Below are 21,812 nucleotides of genomic sequence, written 5' to 3'. Positions count from 1 at the left end.
AAACTAACTTTTAGTAAGTGTTGATGTTAAAAATCATAATATGATGATGAATAGATGTCAAGAAATAAGCTGTAAAGGAGATTCGCGATGGAATCTAACTTGTGCCCTAAAATGGAAAAGGCTTTCGGGTTTTTAGGCAAGCGGTGGACAGGCTTAATCGTGCACGTGCTTCTTGACGGACCTAAACGTTTTAAAGATCTGACAGATACCATTCCTAGTATTAGTCAAAAGATGCTTGTTGAACGGCTGAAAGAACTGGAATCCGCTGGCATTGTCGAGAGGGTTGTCATCCCTGATACTCCTGTAAAAGTGACGTATCAGCTCACAGAAATGGGCTATTCTCTCGAAAAGGTTATGAATGAGGTAAAAGAATGGGCGGATAAATTTTGTCTTGGGGAGGAAATGAAATGAGCCGCACTGTTATCATTACCGGCGGAGCTAATGGAATTGGCGAAGAGCTCGTCAGACAATATGCAGAAAAAGGAGATGCAGTTTTCCTTGCTGATGTCGATGCGGAAAAAGGCAATACCATTGCTGGCCGCTCTGAAAACATTCACTTCGTTCAGACAGATGTCAGAAGAATGGAAGATATTCAGAAGCTGATCCAGTCGGCTGCCAGTAAAACCGGCAAAATCGATATCCTTATCAACAATGCAGGTGTGTCCCGTTTTAAGCCTTTCTACGAATTAACCATTGAAGACTGGGATGATGTGCTGAATACAAACCTAAGAAGCGTTTTTCTTGCTTCTCAGGAAGCTGCCAGAGTGATGAAGAAAAATAAAGCTGGCGGTTTTATTGTGAACATAGCGTCGACAAGGGCGCAAATGTCTGAGCCTAATTCCGAGGCATATGCAGCGACAAAAGGCGGGATCGTGGCCATTACTCATGCGCTGGCAGCCTCGCTTGGCGATGACCGGATCAAAGTAAACTGCATCTCGCCCGGATGGATTGAGACAAAGGAATACGATCAGCTGAGATCTGTCGACCACGAGCAGCACCTGTCTAAGAGGGTAGGAAAGCCTGCGGATATTGCGAAAGCCTGCTTTTATCTGACAGACCCCGAAAATGACTTCGTCACAGGAACAAACCTGGTGGTAGACGGGGGCATGACCAGAAAAATGATCTATGAGCATTAAGGGACTGTGTTAAACAGTCTTTTTTTTATGTTCTTTTATGAAGAGTGAAACTGGACAACTCTGTTTGCATTCGTGCAGGGCGGGTAATAGATAAGAAAAAATCGGAAAGGAATGAAGGAAATGCCATGGACTAAAGAGGATTATCCCCAATCAATGAAAAACCTGCCCGCAAAAACGCGAGACAAAGCAATTGAAATTGGAAATGCACTTGTAGATGACGGATATGATGAAGGCCGTGCCATACCGATTGCCGTGTCTCAGGCTGAAAAATGGGCAGACGGCAGCAGTCCGGATGACAGCCATTCAAAAGAAGAATATCATGTTGTTTCTGACGAACAAGGATGGATGGTTAAAAAAGAGGGAAGCAAGAGGGCGAGCTACAGATTTGATACCAAACAGGAAGCTGTTGAAAAAGGAAGGGAGCTTGTAAGAAACAACGACTGTTCATTAGTTGTGCATCTGAAGGACGGCTCTGTTGAAAACACCGTAAACAGCAAGTGATTATTTTCGGTTTTTTAAGACATGTGCCCACTCCAAAACCTTTTAGGTGAATACCCTTATAAGGTAAGCAATAAAGAGGAGGGGAATGCATGTACCCGTACTATCCAGCCAGAGGCTACCGAGGCGGAGGCAACAGAGGACCATTCTTTTTTGGATTTGGAGCGCCGCTTGTAGGAGGGTTGCTTGGAGGATTTCTTGGCAGTGCCTTGTTTAACTATCCAAGACCTTATTATTATCCGCCGCCACCGCCTCCATTTTATGGAGGATACCCAGGACCGGGCGGCTATCCGGGCTATCCGGGAGGACCATACCCGGGAGGACCATACTGACGAAATCGATTCTGCAGATAAATAATGGACCAGAGAGCGTATATTCTCTGGTCCATTATTATTGCCGGGGTTTTAGTTTTCTGACACAACATCAATTTCTGACATTTGAAGATCTTCATTTTTCTGCATTCGGATCTCCAGAACACCATTTTTGTAAGAAGCCCTTGTGCCTTTTCTCCTGACAAGTGACGGCAGGATGATTTTTTCCTGCCCGCCGTTCTCCGGGTAGTTCATAATGAAGAGCTGATTGCTGTTGTGCTGTATTCTGAGGTTTGAAGCCTGTTCTTCCGTTGCACTGATTTTCACAAAAATGTGATCGTTCGTTTCAAACAGTTCAGGCTTCCGGGAGACAGTCTGCTGTGTTTTTGACGGCGCTACATTTCCCTGATAGGGAAATTGAGTCTGGAATCCTTCGCCAAAAACGTTGCCCATAATGTTTTGTATATAATCCTCCACATTTTTAGGGTTCATGTTTTTAAAGGCATCCGGCATCTGTGCGTCTGTCTGATTGAAAGGGAATTTTTTATTCCAGGGAAACATGCATGTCACGCCCTTTTTTGCAGGTATAGTTCACTATATGAATGATTCAGGGCAACGGTTAAGATTTTTTTCTTGTCGCAATCCTTGTTTCAGGATTATAATGGGCATGTTGCTTGTAAAGGAAGGTGCTGTAAAAATGAAACAAAAACAATATGATACCTATCAGACAGGCTTGATGCATACGGCACTCGCCTATTTTTTATGGGGGATTCTCCCTATTTACTGGAAGCTGATTGAGCATGTTGGATCTGAGGAAATTCTGGCACACCGTGTTTTCTGGTCATTCTTGTTCATGATGTTCCTGATCCAGATGAAAAAACAGTGGGGACAGCTCGCGGAAGTGATCAAACGCATGCTGAAAAAACCGCTGCTGCTTTTATCTCTTGTTCTTTCATCTGTGCTGATCAGCATAAACTGGTATCTCTACATTTGGGCTGTGAACCACAACCATATTCTTGAAACAAGTCTCGGTTATTATATTAATCCCTTAATCAGTGTTCTGCTCGGAATGATTTTCCTGAAAGAGCGCCTTAATAAGTGGCAATATGCTTCATTTGGCCTTGCAGCCGCAGGAGTGCTGTTTATGACAATTCAGTACGGGAAGTTTCCATTTGTTGCTATCGTGCTTGCTTTAAGTTTTGGTTTTTACGGCCTCACGAAAAAAGTAACCAAGCTTGACGCGTCAATAGGGCTTACACTTGAAACATTGATGGTTATGCCGGCAGCTCTGATCTATATTTTCTCGATTGCGGCAAAAGGCCAGTCAGCCTTTTTTGACTGGTCCCCTGCAACAAATGCCTTTTTAATCGGAGCGGGCATCGTCACGGCTGTTCCGCTTTTGCTGTTTGCAAAAGGAGCACAGCACATTCCTTTATTTATGGTCGGTATTCTGCAGTATATCGCCCCGACAATTACACTGCTTCTCGGAGTTCTTGTTTACAATGAATCGTTCTCAGGAACGGAAATGATTACATTCTCACTAATTTGGTCTGCGCTTGTTCTATTCTCTTTCTCACACGTGAAGGGAAGCGCATGGAAATGGAAAAAAAGAAAACAATGGAATTGTAGGAAAGCCTGCCCCTGTGCGAGGCTTTTTTCTTTCATTGAAATGAATTTTAGGTATACAATAAGACTTGCAGGAAGGGTTGAGGAAGATGAGTTTTGATAGAAGCTTGCTTGATGCATACAGAAACCTTTGGTCAAACCGCAGTCTGGAGGCTTCATCCGACGAAATGAAGACTCTTTGTGACGCCATTGAAAGAGACCTCAGGGATGAACACACCCATCCAAGGCTCCGCAAAAAGCCGGAGCAGAAATTCTTTTCCGCTATGAAGCGCATTTCAGCATCCGGACTCAGTGATCAGGAGAAAGCCGCCCTGATGGACCTGCATATAAAAGTAGCAGAAGAACGGATAGTACTTACATAAAGGAGCAATCACATGGTCCCAATTTCCAAAGAAGATATTCAGAAATACCTGGATGTTTTAGTAAACAAAGAAGTATATGTGCATCTTGAAACAACAACTGGCGCATATTCTGCCCATATGAATGAAAACAACATGACGGTCGTTGCTTTTATCCGAAATGCAAAAGTCTCGTTTAATCAGGCAAAAATTACAGGACAGGGCCCATACAGGGTAGGACTTAAAATGGATCATGGCTGGATTTATGCAGAAGGCCTGACAGACTGGGTATACAATGAAAACAATCAGCTGCTGATGGCTGGGCATGACCGCGACGGAAAGCTTGCCATCGCGCTTCAGATCAGCGAAACACCGTTTGCTGAGTAGAAGGAGAGAAGAAATGATGAGAGAACATGTATTAGTTGTCCTGCCTCATCCCGATGACGAATCATTCGGAGTGGGGGGATTAATGTCTTTAAAACGAAAAGAAGGAATTCCGGTTACCTACGCTTGTGCAACACTCGGACAAATGGGACGGAACATGGGAAGCCCGCTGTTTGCCAACAGAGAAGTGCTTCCAGAAATCCGCAAAAAAGAATTGAAGGATGCATGTGAAGCGCTCAATGTGCAGGATTTGAGAATGCTCGGTCTTCGCGATAAGACGCTTGAATTTGAAGACATTGACACATTTGCAGATATCATTGAAGAAATCATCGATGAAGTCAAACCGACGCTTGTTGTGACATTTTATCCGGGTCACGGCGTCCATCCGGATCATGATGCAACTGGGGAAGCAGTCATTCATGCCCTGAAGAGAAAGCCGATTGAAGAAAGACCTGAAACGTACTGCATCGCCATAACACGCAACCGTACGGAGGTACTTGGCGAGCATGATGTGACGATCGATATTACAGGTGTTGCTGACATGAAGCTGAACGCGCTACGTGCTCACCGCAGCCAGACAGAAGGCATGCTGAAGCAAATGGAAGAGAAATTCAAAAACAAAGATCCCGAAGTCTCACAATGGATTGAGAAGGAAATCTTCTGGACATATAAATGGAACGACTGAAAAATGAGTGCCGGACTCTGTCCCGCACTCGTTTTTCTGTTTTTCTCTGTTTAGAATTTTAGAGTTTCCCCGTCCTCGGGTACAAAAACAGAGTTGCAGAGATTTTTCTCTTTAATTATACGGTGAAGCTCACTTCGGGTTAAAAGGCAGTGATTTAAAGCCTCCATGTGTGAAACGACGATCTCGGTCTGAGGAGCAGCTTCCTTAACAGCAAAAATGTCCTCAGCTGTCATTGTGATAGGACCGCCTTCAAGAAACTGAGCTGAACCTCCGTTTACAACCACAACTTCCGGCTGATGAAGATCGAGTGCTGCTTCAACCTCACTGCACCAGACTGTATCTCCGGCAACATATAACGCCGGCTCATGAGCATGTTTAAAGACAATCCCTGAAACGGGCCCTGTCATTTTAGTGATGTCTCCTCTTCCGTGCTGTCCTGATGTACGCATCAGCCTAATTCCTTCAAAAAACTGAACATCATCAATGGCTGAAACCCCAGTAAAACCATATTTACGGATTTCTTCTGCATCTTCTGTACTCTGCGCAAGAATGGTTATGTCTTTAGGCAATGCTTCGACGGCAGCTTGATCAAAATGATCAGGGTGCAAATGTGTAACAATTACAGCATCAGCGTGTATGAGTTCTTCAACCGGTACAGGAAGATCCAAAAGCGGATTTCTCCTATTCTGATTTGGTGTGTTTGGAAACGGAGGCATCGAGTGTTTTTCTGCGAAAAATGGATCGATCAAAAAAGTTTTACCTGCATATTGCACTTTTAAAGTTGCGTTTCGTATTTGTTGAATGTACATTGTGTTCCTCCTTCTCAACTTTTCTGTATTAGTATAAAATACAGACAGAAGGTAATACATAGATAAAATCAAGTCTTTAGGAGATTTGGCTTGATTATTGAAAGGGTGTTTGCCGCGTGCCGGATGCTACGGACCTTAAGATCATTGGGGAGCTTAGAAAAAACGGAAGAATAACGATGAAAGAACTGGGCAAAAAAGTTCATTTGACTGGTCAGGCAGCATCAGCCAGAGTACTCAAACTTGAGGAAGAGGGCATTATCGAAGGTTATACCATCCATGTAAATGATCAGAAAACAGGAAAACTGATTCATGCATTTATCAATGTTTATACAAGAAACCAAAATCATAAACCCCTACTTGAGTTTATTGATAAAAAAGATGTCTCCAGTCTTTATAAAATAAGCGGGGAAGGCTGTTACTTAATTGAATGTAAGTTTCATAAAAATGAAGACCTGGATGAATTCCTAAATGGCTTGAATTTGTATGCGAACTACAAACTTTCAATCGTTATCAAATCCAGCTGATAAAAAATGTTCTGATTATAAACAAAACCCCCGGTAGATCCGGGGGTTTTGTTTATATGAATAAGTGCAGAAATCGCTCAGCCCCGCTGTTTTTCACCATATACTCTGTTTTGTATGAACCAGAGCCTTGCAGAAAGAGCTACTGCCGCTGCTGCAAGTCCTGCAATCAGGCCAATCCAGTAGCCGAAGGCCATGAAATCTGTGTTTGCTGCAAGATAGTATCCTGTTGGCAGTCCGATCACCCAGTAGGAGACCAGGGCCATTAATAGCGTAACATTTACATCTTTATATCCCCTGAGCGCTCCCTGAATAGGAGCAGCAATCGCATCGGAAAGCTGGAAGAAGATGGCGTAAATCAAAAACTGTGCCGATAGGGCGACAACAACCTGGTCATTTGTGTAAATGCCTGCAATTTCGCTTCTGAAAAAGTAAATGACAGCAGCTGTCAGCAACGAGAGCAAAACAGCAAGCACAATTCCCAGATAACTGTATTCTTTTGCATCTTTGTAGCGTTTTGCTCCGACTTCAAACCCTATGACAATGGTGAGGGCCATAGATATGCTCAGCGGGAGCATGTACAGGAGTGAAGCAAAATTAAGGGCAATTTGGTGGGAAGCGATCGTCACGGTATCGTAAGTGCTCATGAGCAGGGTCACAGCGGCGAAAATACTTGTTTCAAAGAAAATGGCAATGCCGATTGGAATGCCGATCTTCAAAAGCTCAACCCATGCCTTGACGGAAGCTTTATACCATTTGCTGAAAATGCCGTAATCTGAGAAGGGAACTTTTTTATGAACGACATAAACGGAAATCAGCATAATCGACCAATAGGTAATCGCAGAAGCTACACCAGCTCCCACGCCTCCAAGAGCCGGAAAGCCAAACTTTCCGAAGATAAACAGATAGTTAAATACGATATTGATCGGCAGGGAAAGCAGGGTAATAAACATTGACACCCGTGTAAAGCCCAGCGCATCTATAAAGCACCGGAGAACATTGTAAGAAAACAGCGGAAGTATTCCTAAAGCGAGCGCCGCAAGATAATATTTTGCTGTTTCCCGTACATGATCTTCCAGGTTCATTGAATGCAGGATCGGATCCAAGACAAAAAATCCGGCGAGTGCAACTGCTGAAGCAAGAAGAACAGACAAATATAGTCCCTGAATGACGGTAAACGGAATTTTGTCTCTTTGCTTTGCGCCGGCGTATTGAGAGACAATTGGAGTGACAGCAAGCAAAATGCCGCTCAGTCCTGTATAAACCGGAACCCATACGCTTGAACCGATGGCAACACCTGCAAGATCTCCAGGGCTGACCTTTCCGGACATCGTGGTATCAAAAAAATTCATTGAATAAAGCGCTACTTGTGTAATTAAGATTGGAAGCAGAATGTGGAAGAACTGTTTGCTTTTATCCCATAACGTATATGTTTGTTTCATGGCTGCCTTCTCCGTTTCTGTAGAGTAACGAAAGAATTATACCACGAAAAGAGAATGGCCAGTCATTATTTCGGTTTCTGTTCCATCTCTTTTTTTTGCGGTTTAAACATTTGATAATAGAAGAAACCAAGGATGACGACACCCATTCCAGAGAACAAATATTGAACAATTTTCATAACAGTCACGGTAAACCCTCCCCGAAAATTTTTATTAGTATTAACCGTTTTTGGGAATTTCTTGCATGAGATGACTCTTCGTTTCAAACACTAAAAAAGATTTTCCGGAGAGGAGAGTGCGGAGTGGAACATGAACCGCTGGACCCGATTAAAAAACATATTTATCATCAGCTTGGCGTGATCATAAAAGAATCAGAGCAGCTTATGTCCTCGCTGCATGTGAAAAATTATTGCCTCCTGTGCGAACTCGATGAGCTGCATAAAACTTTCCAGCAGCTGCAGGCACAGGCTTCGTCTTATTATCTTCAGGCCTATTTGTCCGAATATACACCGCACTATGAGGTGCTTTCCAAAGTCATTCAGGAGCTTGCAAAGCATAAGCATGGCGGATTAATCGTGATTGAACGGAAAGATCCGCTGAAGGGGTTACTTCAAAACGGGGTTCAGATAAATGCAGAGCTAACAGAATCACTGCTTGAGAGCATTTTTTATCCCGGAAATCCTCTTCATGACGGGGCCGTGCTTATTTCGGGCACAAGAATCGTTTCAGCAGCAAACGTGCTCCCGCTTTCCATTAAAAATTCTGGAACAAAGATGGGGACAAGGCACCGTGCCGCACTCGGCATAACAGAGAAAACAGACGCCATCGCTTTAGTTGTATCAGAAGAAACGGGGAAAATGTCCTTTGCGATTGACGGGGGGCTGTATCCGTTCAGCTCGGATTAAGGCTTTTCTTTTTTTGAAAAAAAGCATATAATGTAGTTTTTAATTGACGAGCTTTGCCTTTATTCTTTGATTGAACTTTCATCATAGTAAGACAGCGCTCTTCATAACTTGAGGAGGAGAATAGACATGAAAGACAGCAGCAAATCCCGTTCACTCCTGAATGATTATTTCAAGCTTGATGAACGGAATACATCCGTTAAGACGGAATTTCTGGCAGCTTTGACAACATTTATGACTGTCAGCTACATCATTTTAGTCAACCCGATTATTCTTTCAGAAGCGGGGATGCCGAAAGAGGCAGCACTTGCGGGTACCATTTTGGCTATCGTCTTAACAACAATGCTCATGGGTCTGTGGGCTAATTTGCCGATCGTCATCGGCCCGGGGATGGGGCTCAACGCCTTTTTTACATACACGGTGGTGCTTGGACAGGGCCTTTCGTGGGAAACAGCACTTGGCGCTGTGTTTATCTCGGGACTCGTTTTCTTTTTGCTTTCGGTTACCGGGGTAAGTTCTAAAGTTGTTTCGGCTATCCCAAAAACGCTTAAAGCATCGATTACAGCCGGAATCGGCCTTTTTGTAGCCTTTATCGGCCTGAAAAACGGAGGAATTATTGTACCTGATGAATCCACTTATGTTGCACTGGGAAACATCTCGGATAAAGGTACGTGGCTTTCGCTTCTTGGACTTATACTGGCAGCCGCTCTCGTTTCGAGAAACATCAAAGGCGGCTTGATTTTGAGCATTTTTATTATTACCATTCTTTCAATGGCAACCGGCCATTCGCCTGTTCCGGCATCAGCAGGCGACATCTTTTCGACGGACTGGCCTTCTGTTGAACTGACGTTTTTGAAGCTGGATATTATGGCAGCCATCGGATACGGGATTTTCTCAGTCATTTTTTCATTCACGATTGTTGAACTTTTTGACACGCTTGCTACATTAATCGGGCTGACGAAAAAAGCCAATCTGACCGATGAAAACGGTGAAACACCTCATATGAAGCGTGCACTTACAACAGGTGCACTCGGCACCATGATAAGCGCCGTTTTCGGCAGCACAGCCATGAACACATATATTGAAAATGCAACCGGAATTGCAGAAGGCGGAAGAACGGGTCTGAAAGCAGTCTTCGCCGCGCTGCTGTTTTTGCTGACACTCCTGTTCACACCGCTCATTCAGTTCATTCCAAATGCAGCTACCGCTCCTGTCCTTGTCATCATCGGCGCCTTCATGCTGACAGAGCTGAAGGAAATACACTTTGATGATCTGACAGAATTGATACCTGCCTTTTTAACGATTATTATGATGCCTCTTACATTCAGCATCGCGGAAGGAGTGGCTTTCGGATTTATTTCCTATACACTCCTAAAAGTATTTACAGGCAGAGTGAGAGAGCTTCACTGGATGATGTATGTCATTACGGCTGCGTTCTTAATCAACTTTTATACAATGATTTAATAGAGACCAAAAACGGTCTCTTTTTTTCGTATGAAAAGCAACTTTTTTCGTGTGGCGAAATAAATCAGCCGGTGCTATAGTATAGATAGAAAATATTCAGCTGGATCAGCTAAGAAAACGGGGACAATACGATGTGGAAAAATAAAAATGTCTGGATTGTGCTTAGCGGAGAGTTCATTGCCGGACTGGGACTGTGGTTTGGAATTATTGGTAACCTTGAGTTCATGCAGAAAAATGTACCATCAGACTTTATGAAATCGCTCATTCTGTTTACTGGTCTGCTTGCCGGAGTGCTTGTCGGTCCATTGGCGGGGAGACTGATTGACAGCTGTTCGAAAAAAACGGTGCTGATCTACTCCGGCCTCGGGCGGATGGTGAGTGTCGTGTTTATGTTTATTGCAATCGGTCTTGACTCACTCTTATTTATGGTTTTGTTTATGATCAGCATTCAGCTGTCGGCTGCTTTTTATTTTCCTGCTTTGCAGGCTGTTATTCCGATTATCGTCAAGGATCAGGATCTGATACAGATGAACGGGGTCCATATGAACGTTGCGACCATTGCAAGGGTCATTGGGACGGCACTGGCAGGGGCACTGCTTGTCTTTATGAGTTTAACATCCATCTATGCTCTTTCTATGGCTGCCTATGCCATACTGTTCGGAGCAACGTTCCTGCTTGATTTTGAGGAAGAGAAAAAAGAAAAGAACGGTACAGGAGGTTCGGGTTCCTTCAGAGAAGTTCTTCCGGTGCTGAAGGCTGCGCCTATCGCGATCACAGCGCTTGTCCTGACAATTATACCAGTGCTTTTTATCGGCGGTTTTAATCTCATGGTCATCAACATCAGTGAACTGCAGGACAGCACATCCATTAAAGGACTGCTGTATACGGTAGAGGGAATTGCTTTTATGATCGGCGCCTTTTTCGTTAAGAAAATTACGCACCGTTTTTCATCTGTTCACATGCTGTTTGTCTTTGCGCTCGTTATTTCCATTGCTCATTTAAGTTTATTCTTCAGTGATATTATGTGGATGTCACTTGTTTCGTTTGGGGTATTTGGACTTGGCGTCGGATGCTTCTTCCCAATCGTTTCAACCATCTTTCAGACAAAAATACCAAAAGAGTATCACGGACGCTTCTTTTCATTCAGGAATATGCTTGACCGGGTCATGTTTCAGATCGTATTGCTGGGTACAGGGCTGTTTCTTGATACGATTGGACTGCAGTTTATGGTCCTTATATTCGGCACGCTTTCGCTCCTGCTCGTCATTTTATACGGTATGAAGTATTTTCAGAGAAATGAGATTGCTGGTTTAAGTGAAAGCAAGTAAAAAGAGAGGTGAGACCTCTCTTTTTTTCGTTTTATTTATTTCTGCACTTTTTGCAGACTGTCAGCTTCTGTCCGTCCTGAAGGCTCGGGTAAAGGAGCTTAATACGCTGTGTTCCGCATATTGGGCACGTTCCCCTGGCCCGTGATGCCATTCTCCATAAAGTCTTGCCTCTTGATCTTTTTGCCATCCCAAACACCCTGTTTCCTTTTAAATAGTATATGTTCCTGAGACAAAAGATGCTCCAGGGAAAAAAGCATCAGTATGTCATTTTACGGGGATTTTTCGGGATAAAATTGACATTTTCCGTCGTAAAAAGTAAGAAAATCATACTATTTTTAGAAATTTGTAGTAATTAATGCCCTAATCTATTAAAATAGTGAAGTAAGAAAAAAGGAGGTACATAGCAGAAGATGAAAAAGAAGATTCTCGGGTTGACTGCTTCAGCTGTCATAGGCTCAGGCCTCATTGGTTCTGCAGCTTCAGCAGCAAGTGTAACCATACAAAAAGGCGATTCGCTGTGGAAATTGTCACGTGACTATAAAACAACTATCCAAACGATTAAACAGACAAATAAATTGACGAGTGATCTGATTTACCCTGGACAAGTCCTTCAAATTTCAGGTGTTCAAAATTCTAAGCCCTCAGCGGCAAAACCTGCTCCGGTGCAAACGCCTGCGGAAACGGCTGCATACACTGTCAAATCAGGTGATTCACTATGGGTCATTGCAGCAAAACATAAGGTATCTGTAAACGAGCTGAAAAGCTGGAACGGTCTTAAATCCGATTTGATCCGGCCTGGTCAGGTTTTAAAGGTCAGCAAATCAGCCCCTTCAGCTGCACCTTCAGCCCCTGTGCAGAGTCCAAAACCGGCAGCACCGGTGAATCAAACTTCTACATATAAGGTTCAGCTTGGCGACTATCTCGGTAAAATTGCGAATGCATTTGATCTGACTGTAGCTGAACTGAAAGCGATGAATAATCTGAAATCTGATACCATATATGCAGGACAGGTTCTCAAAGTTAAAGGTTCAGGCGCACAGCCGCCTAAAGAAGTGGAAGAAACAAAGCCATCTGCAAGCAGTAAAATAGACACAATGATTGCCGAAGCCAAAAAACACATCGGTGTTCCGTACCGCTGGGGCGGCAATACACCGTCAGGTTTTGACTGCAGCGGCTATATGTACTATGTACTGAACAAAGTAACGTCCGTATCCCGCCTGAGCACTGCAGGCTACTGGGACATAATGACGTCTGTCAGCTCGCCGCAAAAAGGTGACTTCGTTTATTTCACTACTTATAAAGCAGGTCCATCCCATATGGGGATCTACCTAGGAAATGGTGAATTTATTCACGCAAGCTCATCAGGTGTTACCGTTTCGAAGCTTGACAACTCCTACTGGAAAGCAAGATACCTGGGAGCTAGAAGATATTTAAAATAAGAAGCTGTTTGAAATCCGTTCCTTTTTAAAGGGGACGGATTTTTTTGTTTTTAATAATGAAGACGTTGTTTGCAAAAGACTTATATTTTTGCATTTCAGAAATAAGTTATGACCATTCAGATTGAGGGAGAGTGTGTGAAAGGTCATAAGCAGGCGTGATATAACCCTTCAGCATGAAGGAGAGTGTGTGAAAGGTCATAAGCCCGCGTGATATAACCCTTCAGCATGGAAGAGAATGTGTGAAAGGTCATAAGCCCGCGTGATATAACCCTTCAGCATGAAGGAGAGTGTGTGAAAGGTCATAAGCAGGCGTGATATAACCCTTCAGCATGAAGGAGAGTGTGTGAAAGGTCATAAGCCCGCGTGATATGACCCTTCAGCATGGAAGAGAATGTGTGAAAGGTCATAAGCAGCCATGATATAACCCTTCAGCATGAAGGAGAGTATCTAAAGGGTCATAAACCCACATGATATAACCTCCCAGCATAAAAAAAGCCATACATATGGTTCTCTCAATAAACCGGTACAACCCCATTCAGAGAAAGAAAACACTCAAGAAAGATTCACATAATCACTCACTCCGTTTTAAAATTCAACCATTATGCACAACCTACTAGAGAATTTTTTGAAATGGAGGCTGGATCATGAAAAAACATATTGTATCAGCGGTTTTACTGTCTGCTGTCACGGCGCTTAGCGGCTGCACAGCTTCAAGTGAGGAGTCAGCACCTGTGAGCGGGCGAACTGCTGCTCCGGTTACAGCAGAGATGATAAACAGCGAGGGTATTAAAATTGGAACGGCCGTATTTGCTGACACGGGAAAAGGCGTATCAATCAGGCTGAAGGCGGAAGGGCTGCCGCCAGGCATAAAAGCCATTCACATCCATGAAACGGGAAAGTGCGATAAACCAGATTTTAAAACGGCGGGAGGTCATTTTAATCCGAAGAAAAAACAGCATGGATTCGACAATCCAAAAGGCTATCATGCAGGAGATCTTCCTAACATTGAAATTAACGAGAAGGGGAAGGTGGATGTAGAACTGCAGACAGCGGATGTTACCTTGATGCAGGGGAAAAAGAATTCCCTGCTTGATGAGGATGGAAGCTCGCTGATTATCCACGAGTCGAAAGATGATTATCAGACGGATCCGGCAGGAAATGCAGGAAACCGGATTGCCTGCGGGGCTATCGTGAACTGAATACAAAAAAGCTGATGAGAATGAGATCTCATCAGCTTTTGATTACTCTTCTTTTTCATCAGGACCCATGTAGCGGTACTGATTAGGATCAACTTTTTTAAAGCCTTCAGGAGTGTGGAAACGGAGAAGGTCACCGTAGACGATTTTATCTGAGATTGTCAGCTTTTTGTCTACCATTTCTTCCGTTTGTTTGATTTCTTTGTTTTCTTTTACAAGCTCTCCTGTTTTTGTATCGTAAAACTTGCCGTCAACAGAAGAGAATTCAGGAGTAACGAAGTCTCCGTTTCTGAACGGTACAACTTGCTGGTGGTCTTTTGACATTAAGTCTGTACCCATTTGGATATAGTCTTTTGTATCAACGCCAAGCAAGTTAAGAACAGTAGGGCGAATATCAACTGTGCCGCCGAATTGGTGCTGCTCTCCGCCTTTTAACCCAGGGGCATGAATGAAGAGCGGAACTCTCTGCAGCTGTGCGTGCTCAAAGCCGTTGATTTCTTTGCCCATTACTTGAGACATTGCTTTGTTATGGTTTTCTGAAATTCCGTAATGGTCACCGTACATGACGATCATTGTATTGTCATACATGCCTGATTTCTTCAGGTCTTCAAAGAACTGCTTAAGAGATTCATCCATGTAGCGTGCCGTCTGGAAGTAGCGGTCAACAGATCCGTCTCCGGTTGTATGAGGGTCAATGGTTGCCTCATCTTCTTCAATCGGATAAGGGAAATGGTTTGTTAATGAAATGAACTTCGTGTAAAACGGCTGCTCCATTGATTTTAGGAGCGGAATCGACTCTTCAAAGAATGGTTTATCTTTTAATCCGTAGTTTACAACATCTTCTTCTTTCATTGAGTAATACTCAGCGTCGAAGAATTGTTCATATCCAAGTGATTTATACATCACATCGCGATTCCAGAACGACTTGTAGTTGCCGTGGAATACGCCGGTCGAATAACCCTTTTGATCCATGATTGCCGGTGCTGCCTGATACGTGTTTTCAGCTTTTGTTGTAAATACAGCTCCCTGCGGAAGAGGGTATAATGAATTTTCTACCATAAACTCGGCGTCAGACGTTTTACCCTGGCCTGTTTGATGGAAGAAATTATCAAAGTAAAGAGTATTTTTATCTTTCGTCAGTGAGTTTAAGAATGGCGTTACTTCTTCGCCGTTTATTTTATAATCAATCGCAAAAGTCTGCAGCGATTCAAGTGAAATATAGATGACGTTCATGCCTTCAGCCTTGCCGAAGTATTCAGGGTTAGGTTTGGCCTGTGTCGCTTTTGTGTAGTTGAGTACTTCAGTGACGTCATTGCTGTCAGCAAGTGCGCGCTGAGCAGAAGACTTGGAACTTTGAATTGCATCATAGATTGTGTAGTTGTACATTCCAAGGTATTTCACAAGGTAGTTTCGGTCAAATGTCCGTGTCAGTAATTGCGGACGGTCCATTTCAGCAAGAGCAAGATTTGCCCCGAACAGAACAAAAGCTGAAACGATCACAGTCGCTACTCTTTTGCCTTTCATTCGAACATTTTCAGGTTTGACGAATTTACCGAATACAAGAATCATCAAAATAATAACATCCAGGAAGTACAGGACATCGTATGGTTTAACAAGAGCTCCAAGACTTTGTCCAAGATCGCCTGCATTCTTCGTCTGCGTCAAAGTTGGTACCGTAATAAAGTCATTAAAGAAACGGTAGTAGACAAGGTTCGCATATAATAGGAAGGACATTAGGAAATCAATAATGATCATCCAGATAAATGCCTTTTTTCCTTTTGCAAAAAGAGCTAATCCAAGAAACAGAACAGCTGAGCTGATCGGGTTAACGAACAGAAGAAACTGCTGAATCCCATTGTCAATACCTAATGTAAATTCAGTTTGATAAGCAGCGTAGGTTTTAATCCACAGTAATACTACCGCGAAAATAAAAAAGCCAAGATGCTTATTTAAAAAACCCTTAGCAAGTAATTTGTTCAATTTTTTTCACCTCTAGTAATCAATTAGTATCATTTTTAAAAATCGTTAGCAGTCAGTTTGAAAAAGTTTAAGTTGTTCAGCAAAAGATAAGAAAAATCATAACGCATACCCTGTATAAAAGTCAACTTTCTTATAATTCAATCAATCTGACAATCTATCATGAATTCTTGCGAAATTGTTTGTAAATCATACATAAAGTCATGCTCTGCAGCCAATAGTAAGCAGGGGAGTGATGGTGTATGAAAATGGCTATTTTCGCTTTGCTGATTGCGCTGACTCAGCAGCCAGGGAATGACAGTCTGCTGATTAAAGACCAGACGAAGATTATTGGAACCATTTCAAAGGAAGACCTGGCGCAGCTTACTGAAGAAATGTACATAATGAACGATGAAAAAATTAATCAGCTGTCAACGCGAATGGACAACGTAATGTATAAGCCTCCTGTAAATGCCTGGGTAAGTAAATCAGGGGCAATCATACAGGAGAAAAAAGGCTACAGGCTGCACAGAGAAAAATTCCGCGAACTTTTATATTCCTATTTTTACGGGAAAGGGCCTATGACAGTCCAGGCGCCGAAAATGGATCTATACCCCAGGGTGGACAGTGATCTCTTAATTAGCATCCGTTCAGCACGGATCGGCAGCTATGCTACTTTTTTCAACAAACGGAATGTACAAAGAACTAAAAACATAATCCTTGCAGCAGAAGCCATTAATAATACAGTTGTTTTTCCTGGAGAAACCTTCTCGTTTAATGGTGTTGTAGGGAACAGAACGGCTGCAAAAGGGTATATGAAAGCTCCGATTATCATCAAAGGGGAGCTTGCGGAAGGAATTGGCGGCGGAATCTGCCAAGTCTCGTCTACTTTATTTAACGCGACAGACAATGCTGGTTTGAAAACAGTTGAACGGTTTTCTCATTCGAGGAATGTTCCCTATGTGCCAAAGGGACGGGATGCCACCGTCAGCTGGTATGGTCCTGATTTCAAGTTCACAAACAAGTACAGTGAGCCTGTTCTGATCATGGCTGCTGTTTACAGCTCAAGTGTGACGGTGACTATTTATTCCACAAAGGAAGTGCTGTACGAAAAGAGTGCAGAAAGGAATAAGTAACGATTTGCGGCGGCTGATTTTGCCGGTCTGAAAAAGATGCTTCTGAAAGAATATGCCTGGACATATAGTTAGAAGACTCTTTTCTTAGGCAAGGTGATGCTTATCACACAGAAGATAGCCGCCATTATAATAGGAAGTTTGCTGATCGGCATAGGCATTAACGGATTTCTTGTCCCTCACCATCTGATTGACGGCGGTGTGGATGGTGCGGCGCTTATTATGCATTATTACTTTGATTTTAAGACTGGATTATGTATTTTATTGTTCAGTATTCCGCTATGCATGTATGCCTGGTTTTATAAGCCGGCGTATTTTTACAGCAGCTTTCATGGTTTGCTCGTTTCTGCGTTCTTTATTGATCTGCTCGATCCTCTGAGGACGTCATTTGATCTGCCCATCTTTTTAAGTTCATTAATAGGCGGATGCATTATAGGAATAGGAATCGGGATTATGCTCAGAAATGATACAAGCACCGGGGGAACGGATCTGCTTGCACGCCTGATTTCAGACTATACCAGCTTAAATATCGGCATCGCAATCCTTTTAGTAGACGGGCTTGTCGTTCTTGCGGGATATAAAACACTTGAACTTAGGAGTTTTGTTTTTTCCTGTATAACCATCGCAGTGATCGGGCTGGTTACGTCAATTGTCATGAAGCCGGAAGAATAGCAGATAACAGGTCCTGAGGGATCTGTTTTTGTTTTCCCGCAGTTCAATTGTTTGATTTTTAAAGGCGGTTGAGATAAATCTTATAAGCAGAAGGCATTTTCCTTCGGCATAAGCGGAATTACACCAGTGGGAGGAGCAGTTGCAATGAAACTTAGTATAATAGACCAGTCGCCCATTTCAGAAGGGTTTACAGCCATAGATGCGCTTGCCCAATCTCTTCACCTTGTAAAAGAGGCTGAAAAGCTGGGCTATTGCCGGTATTGGTTTGCAGAACATCACAACACGAGCGGTCTTGCAAGCACAGCGCCGGAAATTTTGATGGCACATGCCGCCTCTCATACCGAACGGATAAAAGTCGGATCCGGCGGTGTGCTGCTTCCTCAGTACAGTCCGCTGAAAGTAGCTGAAACGTTTCGTACGCTTGAAACGCTTTTTCCAAACAGGATTGACCTTGGCATTGGACGTTCTCCCGGAGGTTCAGCAGAAACACGTCTTGCACTGACAGACGGTCTGCGAAAGAGCATGAACGAATTTCCAAGACAGCTAAAGGACTTACAGGGGTACTTAAGCAGCGGCCTCCCTGCGGAGCATGCTTTTTCTGGGGTACAGGCGATGCCTGATCCACTGTCGTCCTCACCTGATTTGTGGCTGCTCGGAATATCGCACAGAGGAGCCAGAGTGGCAGCTGAACATGGGATGGCATTTACATACGGGCACTTTATCAACCCTGTCAGCGGGAAAAAAGCTATGAAAGATTACAGAGAGCAATTTAAGCCAGCCGGCCACTTAAAAGAACCGAAGACAAATTTCTGCATTTTTGCAGTCTGTGCCGAATCTCAGGAGAAGGCCGAGTATCTGGCAAGCAGTCAGGATGCCTGGCTGCTTCAGGTTGAAAGCGGGGGAGATACAAGAATCATTTCTCCGGATCAAGCCGGAAAAATAAAGTTCAATGAGGATCAAAAGAACAAAATACGAATGAACCGCAAGCGTATGCTGATCGGCACTCCGGAGAAAATAAAGGAGGATCTGCAGCGGATAGCGGAAGATTATCAGACAGATGAAGCCCTTATCCTGACCAACATTTACGATATTAAAGAAAAACTTGAGTCGTACAGGTTACTTGCAGAAGCTTTTCAAATTGGGGATAGCTGAATGGAGTCGAATTAGTTTCTTTTATCCTTCTTCCTTGTTAAAATAAAAGCCAATCACAAGCTTACTTTTTGTAAGTTTCTATAAATTCGTCTTTAAGATGTACTCAGGAGGAGGACTTTTTATGTCCAATGCAAAAAAAGATGTAAAGCTTTCTATTCTGGATCTTGCTCCCGTTGTAGAGGGAAGCACACCATCAGATGCATTTAAGAACACACTGGATCTTGCCCAGCATGCCGAAAAATGGGGATATAACCGTTTCTGGCTGGCAGAGCATCATAATATGGAAGGAATCGCGAGCTCTGCAACTGCTGTGCTGATCGGCCATGTTGCCGGAGGAACCTCGACCATACGTGTGGGTTCAGGCGGGATTATGCTTCCAAATCATTCTCCGCTTGTGATCGCAGAGCAATTTGGAACACTTGAATCGCTTTACTCCGGAAGAATTGATCTTGGACTTGGACGGGCTCCAGGAACAGACCAGCTCACTGCCCGTGCACTGCGGCGAGAAAACATGAGCAATGGGGAAGACTTCCCTGAACAGCTTGATGAATTAAGAGAATACTTTAACCCGACAGAGGCAGCACATGTCAAAGCTGTGCCCGGAAAAGGTCTGAATGTGCCAATTTGGCTTTTGGGTTCAAGCGGCTTCAGCGCGCAGCTCGCAGGAAGACTTGGCCTGCCGTTTGCTTTTGCCAGTCATTTTTCCCCAGAGCATACGGTGCCCGCAATGAATTTGTACAGAAGCAGCTTCAGACCGTCAGAGGTACTTGACGAACCTTACGCAATGGTTGGCGCCAACGTTATCGCTGCTGATACAGATGAGAGAGCAGCTTTTCTTGCCACTTCCATGCAGCAGCAGTTTTTGAATCTTGTCCGCAATCGTCCAGGAAAAATGCAGCCTCCGGTTGAAAATATGGAAGAGCTGTGGACGCCATATGAAAAAGCTGCCATTCATCAGCAGCTTGGTTCATCTATTGTCGGCAATGAAAGAACGGTCAAAGAGAAACTGGAAAAATTCATAGAAGAAACCGGCGCAAACGAAATTATGGTCAATGCTTCTATTTACGACCATCATGAACGTCTTCGTTCATTCGAGATCGTATCCGGACTGCTCCGTTAAATCAGTTATTACAACAAGGGTGAAGGAATATCTTCACTCTTGTTTTTTTGCTTTTGCAAGCAGCAAACAAAGCGGACCCAGAACGGGAATAAAACAATAAAAGGCTCTCCTGCCCATTTTGTATTCATGCTTAAGCACATACCACGAAAGCCATGTTAAAACAAACAGGTCAGCGGTCATCACACTGACAAGCTGCGAAGATTGAAACGCCTCTGAATATCTCTCTACTGACCCCATAATGATGCCGAAAAGGTATAGACCGGCAGTAAGCACGGCAAGAAACAAAATCACCCATTTTGAATCACGGAGCTTTTCCGTTTTTTCTGAGAATTTCCTTTCCATATGTTTACGCTCTTTTCTCAAAAAGAAGTAAGGGAGCAGCGAAAAAGCTCCAAGGGCAAATGATCCGATAACAAACGGCCATGCAGGAAGCTTCCGCGTATCATTCGGCAAGAGCAATAAAGCAAAGATCATTGGGAAAATCCCCAAAAATGAAAACACCGTAACCACCAGCGGATCTGCCTGTTCAAAAGAACCAGACAAAAGGTTTCTCATGATGTCATCTTCCACGCCGCTCTTTCCCGGCGCAAAAAATACAGCATAAGCAATAAGGGCTGCCCACAAACTAAACATAGATTCACCTCTTCTTTACAGTTTAATGTAGCACTTCCGATCATCAATCCACCAGTTATAATCTGTTTTTTCTTTGAACGCGCTTGCAAAAGGCAATCCCTTTGAGTCATGCGTTTTTTTCTAGTATACTGGGGCAGAGAAATTTGAACGAGAGAAGGGAACAACCTACAATGACCTTACAATTAGAAGCCATGAACCTTCCGCCGCAGCTTTTGGAAGATATCAGGAAGCGAGCAGAATCCTATAAAAACAGCGGAGACTCATACTTGATCGGAACAGGAGGCTATTTGCCTTCAGAGGATGCGGTCCTGTTTGATGCGATGATTGCTCTGGCACTTGGGAAAAACGTATTATTAAAAGGGCCTACCGGCTCAGGAAAAACCAAGCTTGCCGAAACCCTCTCCAATTTGTTCGGACAGCCGATGCACAGCATCAACTGCAGTGTCGATCTTGATGCCGAGGCACTTCTTGGCTATAAAACCATTTCGCAGGAGGGCGCGAAAACATCGATTGAATTTATAGAGGGGCCAGTCATTCATGCGATGAAAAAAGGCCACCTTCTTTATATAGATGAAATCAATATGGCGAAGCCTGAAACGCTTCCTATTTTAAACGGGGTGCTTGATTACCGCAAAATGATCACGAATCCGTTTACGGGGGAAGTCATCCGGGCCGAAGGGGGCTTTGGAACAGTTGCTGCCATCAATGAAGGATACGTCGGCACGGTTCCTCTGAATGAAGCGCTGAAAAACCGTTTTGTCGTGATAGAAGTTCCATACATTCAGGGAGAACAGCTGAAATCCGTTCTTCGCACACAGTCGAAGCTGACTGATGAAAAGCTTCTGTCCCAATTTGTTACTTTGTCAGCTGATTTACTGTCCCAGGTGCAAAACGGCCAAATTTCAGAAGAAGCCGCTTCAGTACGGGCCTTGATTGATACATGCGACCTTGCCGTCTATCTTCCGCCTTTGCGTGCGATCTCACGCGGAATTACCGAAAAACTTGAAGATGACAGGGAAAAGGCAGCGATCCGTAATATTGCAGAAACGCTGTTTGCATAAAGGGGATTT

The 21,812-nt window shown here is 43.6% G+C and carries 23 protein-coding genes and 1 pseudogene; 19 read left to right on the top strand and 5 right to left on the bottom strand.

Annotation, left to right across the window (positions count from 1 at the left end; all coding sequences use genetic code 11):
• Positions 1–87 precede the first annotated feature (87 nt).
• The 4 genes from JOJ89_RS11235 (at position 88) to JOJ89_RS11220 (ending at position 1,966) form a co-directional block, all read left to right on the top strand.
• Positions 88–411 (top strand): winged helix-turn-helix transcriptional regulator, encoded by a 324-nt coding sequence (locus tag JOJ89_RS11235; protein WP_029280780.1) that lies wholly within the window; start codon positions 88–90, stop codon positions 409–411.
• Positions 408–1,136, top strand: coding sequence for an SDR family NAD(P)-dependent oxidoreductase (locus JOJ89_RS11230; RefSeq protein WP_029566376.1), 729 nt, complete (start codon positions 408–410; stop codon positions 1,134–1,136). The genes JOJ89_RS11235 and JOJ89_RS11230 overlap by 4 nt, the downstream gene beginning before the upstream one ends.
• Before the next feature lie 120 nt (positions 1,137–1,256).
• Positions 1,257–1,637 carry a DUF2188 domain-containing protein gene (locus JOJ89_RS11225; RefSeq protein ID WP_029566375.1) on the top strand — a complete coding sequence of 127 codons (381 nt, stop codon included), beginning with the start codon at positions 1,257–1,259 and terminating at the stop codon, positions 1,635–1,637.
• 89 nt (positions 1,638–1,726) lie between these two features.
• Positions 1,727–1,966, top strand: coding sequence for a hypothetical protein (locus JOJ89_RS11220; protein ID WP_029280784.1), 240 nt, complete (start codon positions 1,727–1,729; stop codon positions 1,964–1,966).
• A gap of 72 nt (positions 1,967–2,038) precedes the next feature.
• On the opposite strand, the gene JOJ89_RS11215 is transcribed toward JOJ89_RS11220, so the two are convergent.
• Positions 2,039–2,506, bottom strand: coding sequence for an Hsp20/alpha crystallin family protein (locus JOJ89_RS11215; protein WP_029280786.1), 468 nt, complete (start codon positions 2,504–2,506; stop codon positions 2,039–2,041).
• A 136-nt stretch (positions 2,507–2,642) separates the two neighbouring features.
• On the opposite strand from JOJ89_RS11215, the pseudogene rarD reads away from it, so the two are divergent.
• The 4 genes and pseudogenes from rarD to bshB2 form a co-directional block, all read left to right on the top strand.
• Positions 2,643–3,530, top strand: a pseudogene (gene rarD, locus JOJ89_RS11210) (EamA family transporter RarD); the annotation flags it as partial.
• Positions 3,531–3,660: 130 nt separating this feature from the next.
• The gene (locus tag JOJ89_RS11205) at positions 3,661–3,933 is read left to right on the top strand and encodes a hypothetical protein (protein WP_029280788.1); all 273 of its coding nucleotides are present in this window, start codon (positions 3,661–3,663) and stop codon (positions 3,931–3,933) included.
• A 12-nt stretch (positions 3,934–3,945) separates the two neighbouring features.
• Positions 3,946–4,296 carry a YojF family protein gene (locus tag JOJ89_RS11200; protein WP_029280790.1) on the top strand — a complete coding sequence of 117 codons (351 nt, stop codon included), beginning with the start codon at positions 3,946–3,948 and terminating at the stop codon, positions 4,294–4,296.
• A 16-nt stretch (positions 4,297–4,312) separates the two neighbouring features.
• Entirely contained in the window at positions 4,313–4,978 is a 666-nt protein-coding gene (gene bshB2, locus JOJ89_RS11195; RefSeq protein WP_029566373.1) for a bacillithiol biosynthesis deacetylase BshB2, read from the top strand.
• Between the two features lie 50 nt (positions 4,979–5,028).
• Here bshB2 and JOJ89_RS11190 read toward each other — a convergent pair whose 3' ends face one another.
• Positions 5,029–5,787: an MBL fold metallo-hydrolase gene (locus JOJ89_RS11190; protein WP_029566372.1), complete on the bottom strand. Its 759-nt coding sequence runs from the start codon at positions 5,785–5,787 to the stop codon at positions 5,029–5,031.
• 116 nt (positions 5,788–5,903) lie between these two features.
• Here JOJ89_RS11190 and JOJ89_RS11185 point away from each other — a divergent pair, with 116 nt between their 5' ends.
• Positions 5,904–6,311, top strand: coding sequence for an Lrp/AsnC family transcriptional regulator (locus JOJ89_RS11185; RefSeq protein ID WP_029280795.1), 408 nt, complete (start codon positions 5,904–5,906; stop codon positions 6,309–6,311).
• Between the two features lie 77 nt (positions 6,312–6,388).
• Here the strand turns inward: JOJ89_RS11185 and JOJ89_RS11180 are convergent, their stop codons facing one another.
• Positions 6,389–7,750, bottom strand: a complete 1,362-nt coding sequence (locus tag JOJ89_RS11180) for an MATE family efflux transporter (protein ID WP_029280796.1) — start codon at positions 7,748–7,750, stop codon at positions 6,389–6,391.
• Between the two features lie 299 nt (positions 7,751–8,049).
• Here JOJ89_RS11180 and cdaS point away from each other — a divergent pair, with 299 nt between their 5' ends.
• The 5 genes from cdaS to JOJ89_RS11155 all read left to right on the top strand — a co-directional run bounded on the left by cdaS (position 8,050) and on the right by JOJ89_RS11155 (position 14,079).
• Positions 8,050–8,652, top strand: coding sequence for a sporulation-specific diadenylate cyclase CdaS (cdaS, locus tag JOJ89_RS11175; RefSeq protein WP_051827199.1), 603 nt, complete (start codon positions 8,050–8,052; stop codon positions 8,650–8,652).
• Between the two features lie 126 nt (positions 8,653–8,778).
• Positions 8,779–10,113 (top strand): NCS2 family permease, encoded by a 1,335-nt coding sequence (locus JOJ89_RS11170; RefSeq protein WP_029280799.1) that lies wholly within the window; start codon positions 8,779–8,781, stop codon positions 10,111–10,113.
• 131 nt (positions 10,114–10,244) lie between these two features.
• A complete protein-coding gene (locus JOJ89_RS11165) occupies positions 10,245–11,441 on the top strand; it encodes an MFS transporter (RefSeq protein ID WP_029280800.1) in 1,197 nt (398 codons plus the stop codon).
• A 410-nt stretch (positions 11,442–11,851) separates the two neighbouring features.
• Positions 11,852–12,880 (top strand): C40 family peptidase, encoded by a 1,029-nt coding sequence (locus tag JOJ89_RS11160; protein WP_203287399.1) that lies wholly within the window; start codon positions 11,852–11,854, stop codon positions 12,878–12,880.
• A 644-nt stretch (positions 12,881–13,524) separates the two neighbouring features.
• Complete coding sequence (locus JOJ89_RS11155; protein WP_203287397.1) at positions 13,525–14,079, top strand: superoxide dismutase family protein; 555 nt, start codon at positions 13,525–13,527, stop codon at positions 14,077–14,079.
• Between the two features lie 42 nt (positions 14,080–14,121).
• On the opposite strand, the gene ltaS is transcribed toward JOJ89_RS11155, so the two are convergent.
• Complete coding sequence (ltaS, locus tag JOJ89_RS11150; protein ID WP_029566369.1) at positions 14,122–16,056, bottom strand: lipoteichoic acid synthase; 1,935 nt, start codon at positions 16,054–16,056, stop codon at positions 14,122–14,124.
• A 239-nt stretch (positions 16,057–16,295) separates the two neighbouring features.
• Between ltaS and JOJ89_RS11145 the strand changes: the two genes are divergently transcribed.
• The 4 genes from JOJ89_RS11145 to JOJ89_RS11130 all read left to right on the top strand — a co-directional run bounded on the left by JOJ89_RS11145 (position 16,296) and on the right by JOJ89_RS11130 (position 20,109).
• Positions 16,296–17,168: a VanW family protein gene (locus tag JOJ89_RS11145; RefSeq protein ID WP_051827197.1), complete on the top strand. Its 873-nt coding sequence runs from the start codon at positions 16,296–16,298 to the stop codon at positions 17,166–17,168.
• 96 nt (positions 17,169–17,264) lie between these two features.
• Entirely contained in the window at positions 17,265–17,837 is a 573-nt protein-coding gene (locus JOJ89_RS11140) for a YitT family protein (protein ID WP_029280808.1), read from the top strand.
• Between the two features lie 144 nt (positions 17,838–17,981).
• The gene (locus tag JOJ89_RS11135; protein WP_203287395.1) at positions 17,982–18,989 is read left to right on the top strand and encodes an LLM class flavin-dependent oxidoreductase; all 1,008 of its coding nucleotides are present in this window, start codon (positions 17,982–17,984) and stop codon (positions 18,987–18,989) included.
• Positions 18,990–19,110: 121 nt separating this feature from the next.
• On the top strand, positions 19,111–20,109 hold the full coding sequence (locus tag JOJ89_RS11130; RefSeq protein WP_203287393.1) for an LLM class flavin-dependent oxidoreductase: 999 nt from the start codon (positions 19,111–19,113) through the stop codon (positions 20,107–20,109).
• 33 nt (positions 20,110–20,142) lie between these two features.
• Here JOJ89_RS11130 and JOJ89_RS11125 read toward each other — a convergent pair whose 3' ends face one another.
• Positions 20,143–20,742 carry a hypothetical protein gene (locus JOJ89_RS11125; protein ID WP_203287391.1) on the bottom strand — a complete coding sequence of 200 codons (600 nt, stop codon included), beginning with the start codon at positions 20,740–20,742 and terminating at the stop codon, positions 20,143–20,145.
• 170 nt (positions 20,743–20,912) lie between these two features.
• On the opposite strand from JOJ89_RS11125, the gene JOJ89_RS11120 reads away from it, so the two are divergent.
• Positions 20,913–21,803: an ATP-binding protein gene (locus JOJ89_RS11120; RefSeq protein WP_029280813.1), complete on the top strand. Its 891-nt coding sequence runs from the start codon at positions 20,913–20,915 to the stop codon at positions 21,801–21,803.
• The last annotated feature ends 9 nt before the right edge of the window (positions 21,804–21,812 follow it).

Origin of the sequence: Metabacillus sp. cB07, assembly GCF_016839225.1 — a bacterium.
In the GTDB taxonomy this organism is placed as follows: Bacteria; Bacillota; Bacilli; order Bacillales; family Bacillaceae; genus Bacillus_P; species Bacillus_P indicus.
The sequence above is the reverse complement of the archived record's forward strand: the minus strand, read 5'-3'. Positions and strand labels throughout refer to the sequence as shown.